Source organism: Stenotrophomonas sp. P5_A9 (genome assembly GCF_056400525.1).
On record NZ_JBFULC010000124.1, the window covers coordinates 1 to 3737 of the forward strand.

1 protein-coding gene and 1 pseudogene are annotated in these 3737 nt (G+C 59.6%); one reads left to right on the top strand and one right to left on the bottom strand.

Annotated features, from left to right (window positions below; all coding sequences use genetic code 11):
- Positions 1–789: 789 nt before the first annotated feature.
- A pseudogene (locus AC1DR7_RS20075) lies at positions 790–1287 on the top strand (IS30 family transposase); the annotation flags it as partial.
- Positions 1288–1695: 408 nt separating this feature from the next.
- Here AC1DR7_RS20075 and AC1DR7_RS20080 read toward each other — a convergent pair.
- Entirely contained in the window at positions 1696–3372 is a 1677-nt protein-coding gene (locus tag AC1DR7_RS20080; protein ID WP_478076652.1) for a long-chain fatty acid--CoA ligase, read from the bottom strand.
- Positions 3373–3737 lie beyond the last annotated feature (365 nt).

The window sequence follows — 3737 nt, forward strand, 5'->3', positions numbered from 1 at the left end:
TGATAGATCTATGGATAGCTACCGAAGGGCCTCTTTGATTGCTCCGTGATAGATCTATGGATAGCTACCGAAGGGCCTCTTTGATTGCTCCGGGCGCTGTAGCCTTTTTGAGCCTCGCTCGTGTCTCGCTTAGGCGGAAACATTGCGACGAGGCATTTCGATTCCTGAACGAGTCGGCATCATTCGAGATCAGTCCTGAAACACTATTGGGCTACGGACATTACTTCGAAGAATGTGAATCAGTTGGGTCCGAGAAGGCAAGGCTCTATTTTTTCAAGGCTGCGATTCGTGGCAGATTCGCTGGATTTTTTGGCTATTCTCGCGTCTCGCGGGCGGCGGGGCGAAATTTTCGTGCCCTCCTTATGGATTGTGCAAGAATAGCTTTGGGTCCGTTCATTGCGCTCGCCATTGGCGCACGTGCTCGCTATCAGTTTTGAATCAGATTGTCTCTCCACCGCTACTAAACGGTGACTGAGTTCTGCACTCCAACAGCGGGCGCGGGGCTCCTTGCTGCGTCATGCTCTAGATCTGATCTAGTTTGTTCTTCAAAACACCTGGGCCGCCAATGCAGTACTTGTCGTCCACTAGGCGGAAAGCTAACTGGAATATCGATTACAAATATGCTTTATCCATAGCTGTAATTGGCTTGGCTGATGCCGCATGGGCAGACGATCAATCAATATGCCTAAAAGGCTTGCCTGCAACAGGAAAGCCGGTATTTTCGGGATTGAAAGAAGTCAAGCTTATGCTAAAGATGGATCGTCTACGGAAGGAGGGGGGTACCGGCAGCAACGATTGCTTCCGGGCCACTGGGAAGGCGACTTGATCAAGGGGGCTTCCAATCGCTCCTGCGTAGGGACACTGGTCGAACGAACGACGCGTTTTGTGATCCTCTGCAAGATGGACGGAGGCACAGCTGAAGCGGCACTGGAAGGCTTCAGTCGCCAACTAAAGAAGCTGCCCGAATCCATGCGAACGAGTTTGACTTACGATCGAGGCACGGAGCTGACGTGCTACCCATAGTTGATGGACCGTCTGGATATCGACGTGTGGTTTGCTGATCCACACGCGCCATGGCAGCGCGGCAGCAACGAAAACACCAACGGATTGCTTCGCCAGTTCCTGCCCAAGGGCATTGATCTGTCGAGCGCGAGCCAGGAATATCTCAACCATGTTGCGATGCTCATGAACACACGACCACGTCAGACGCTGGGCTGGAAGACGCCAGCCGAAGTGATGGACAAAGAGATCGCCGAATTCAGATCACGTGTTGCGCTTGCTTCTTGAGACCGCCCACGTCCTGACTGTCTATAAAACTCTGGCCTGTCCAGACATTGCGGCCATCACAAAACTGATCAGCCACTACCAAGTTTCTGCGGCAGACGAGCAACGAGGGCCTTACCGGATGCAGCAGCTTGCCGAGTCTTCCGACGGCACTGCACGGGCGCTTCGCCGGGCTCTTCGGCTACGCCAAAGTGGCGCGCGTCAGGCGAGCATGTGCGCGCCTTGCTGATGGACTGTGTGCGAATTGTGTGCCGCCTGTTTATTGCGCTCGCTATTGGGGCGCGTGCGACCTCTAAGTTTTAAGGGGTGACGGTGGTTGGTCGGCGGTTGCTGACACGCATGGCGTGTCACTACGGCTGGAAAGCAGAACGCCCGCTAGGCGGGCGTGCTGGGGTTCACTGAAGCGGACGTTTACGCGGCAGGCGTATCGCGCAGCTCGCGTCGCAGGATCTTTCCGACGTTGGTCTTCGGCAGCTCCTTGCGGAACTCGACGATGCGCGGGTGCTTGTAGCCGGTCAGGTTGGCGCGGGCGTGTTCCTTGACCATTTCGGCGGTCAGGTTGGGGTCCTTCTTGACGATGACCACCTTGACGATCTCGCCGGACTTTTCATCCGGCACGCCGACCGCCGCCACTTCCAGCACGCCGGGCATCATCGCGATCACGTCTTCGACTTCGTTCGGGTACACGTTGAAGCCGGACACCAGAATCATGTCCTTCTTGCGGTCCACGATGTAGAAGAAGCCCTGTTCGTCCATCCGCGCCATGTCGCCGGTGTGCAGCCAGCCGTCGGCGTCGATGGCCTTGGCGGTTTCTTCCGGGCGCTGCCAGTAGCCCTTCATCACCTGCGGGCCCTTGATGCACAGCTCGCCGACTTCGCCSGGGGTGAGGGTCTTGCCGTCGTCGTCCTTCACGCAGGCGTCGGTGGARGGGATCGGCAGGCCGATCGCGCCGTTGTACTCGGCCAGGTCCAGTGGATTGATGCAGGCGGCCGGCGAGGTCTCGGTCAGGCCGTAGGCCTCCACCAGGGTTACCCCGGTCACCTTCTTCCAGCGTTCAGCCACGGCGCGCTGCACGGCCATGCCGCCGCCCAGRGTGACCTTCAGCGACGAGAAGTCGATCTCATCGAAGCCGGGCGTRTTGAGCMGGCCGTTGAACAGMGTGTTGACGCCGGTGATGGCGGTGAAGCGGGTCGCCTTCAGCTCCTTGACGAAGCCCTTCATGTCGCGCGGGTTGGTGATCAGGTGATTGCAGCCACCGAACTTCATGAAGACCAGGCCGTTCGCCGTCAGCGCGAAGATGTGGTACAGCGGCAGGGCGGTGATGATCCACTCCTTGCCCATCTCGATCCCCGAGGCGGAGATCCAGGCCGAGGCCTGCTGCATGTTGGCGACCAGGTTGCGGTTGGTCAGCATCGCGCCCTTGGCCACGCCGGTGGTGCCGCCGGTGTACTGCAGGAAGGCGACGTCGTCGTGGTCGATTTCAACCTTGGGCAGGCTGTGGCGGCTGCCCAGCTTGAGCGCCTGGTTGAAGCGCACCGCACCGCGCAGGGTGTAGTTGGGCACCATCTTCTTGATGTACTTCAGCACGAAGTTCACCACCACGCCCTTGGCGCCGAGCATGTCGCCCAGGCCGGTGGTGACGATATGCTTGATCGGCGTGTCGGCAATGACCTGCTGCACGGTGTCGCCGAAGTTGTCGACCACCACGATCACCGCCGCGCCGGAGTCCACCAGCTGGTGCTTGAGCTCACGGGCCGTGTACAGCGGATTGACGTTGACCACGGTCAGGCCGGCACGCAGCACGCCGAACGTGGCCACCGGGTACTGCAGGCAGTTGGGCATCATCAGGGCGACGCGGTCGCCCTTCTTGAGCTTCAGCTCGCCTAGCAGGTAGGCGGCGAACTGCTCGACCAAGGCGTCGGTTTCACCGTAGGTGATGGTCTTGCCGAAACTGGAGTAGGCGGGACGGTCGCGATACTTGGCCACCGAGGTGTCGAAGACGGCGGAGACCGAATGGAACTCGTTGACGTCGATCTCGGCGGGTACGCCGTTGGGATAACTCTGCAGCCAGGGACGTTCCAGACTCATATTCCCCCTCCAGGAATCGTTGATGAGAGTGTGTTCTGGCCCTGAGTATCCGCCAGTTCACGTCCGGGCAGCATACCGGGCCGAATGGAAAAGGCGAAGGGGGCGTGAAGGATGGGGCGGGTGTGGCGACACGGCGAGGGTGTATCAGACGGTRTCGATCTGCCTGCGATGGGTAGTGCCGAGCCATGCTCGGCAGATGGCCTGCACACGCATCGACGCCGGGCTCGAGGTTRYCGGTGCCGAGCATGGCTCGGCACTACCCATCGCAGGCAGATCGACACCGTCTGATACACCCTCGCCGTGTCGCCACACCCGCCCCATCCTTCACGCCCCCTTCGCCTTTTCCATTCGGCCCGGTATGCTGC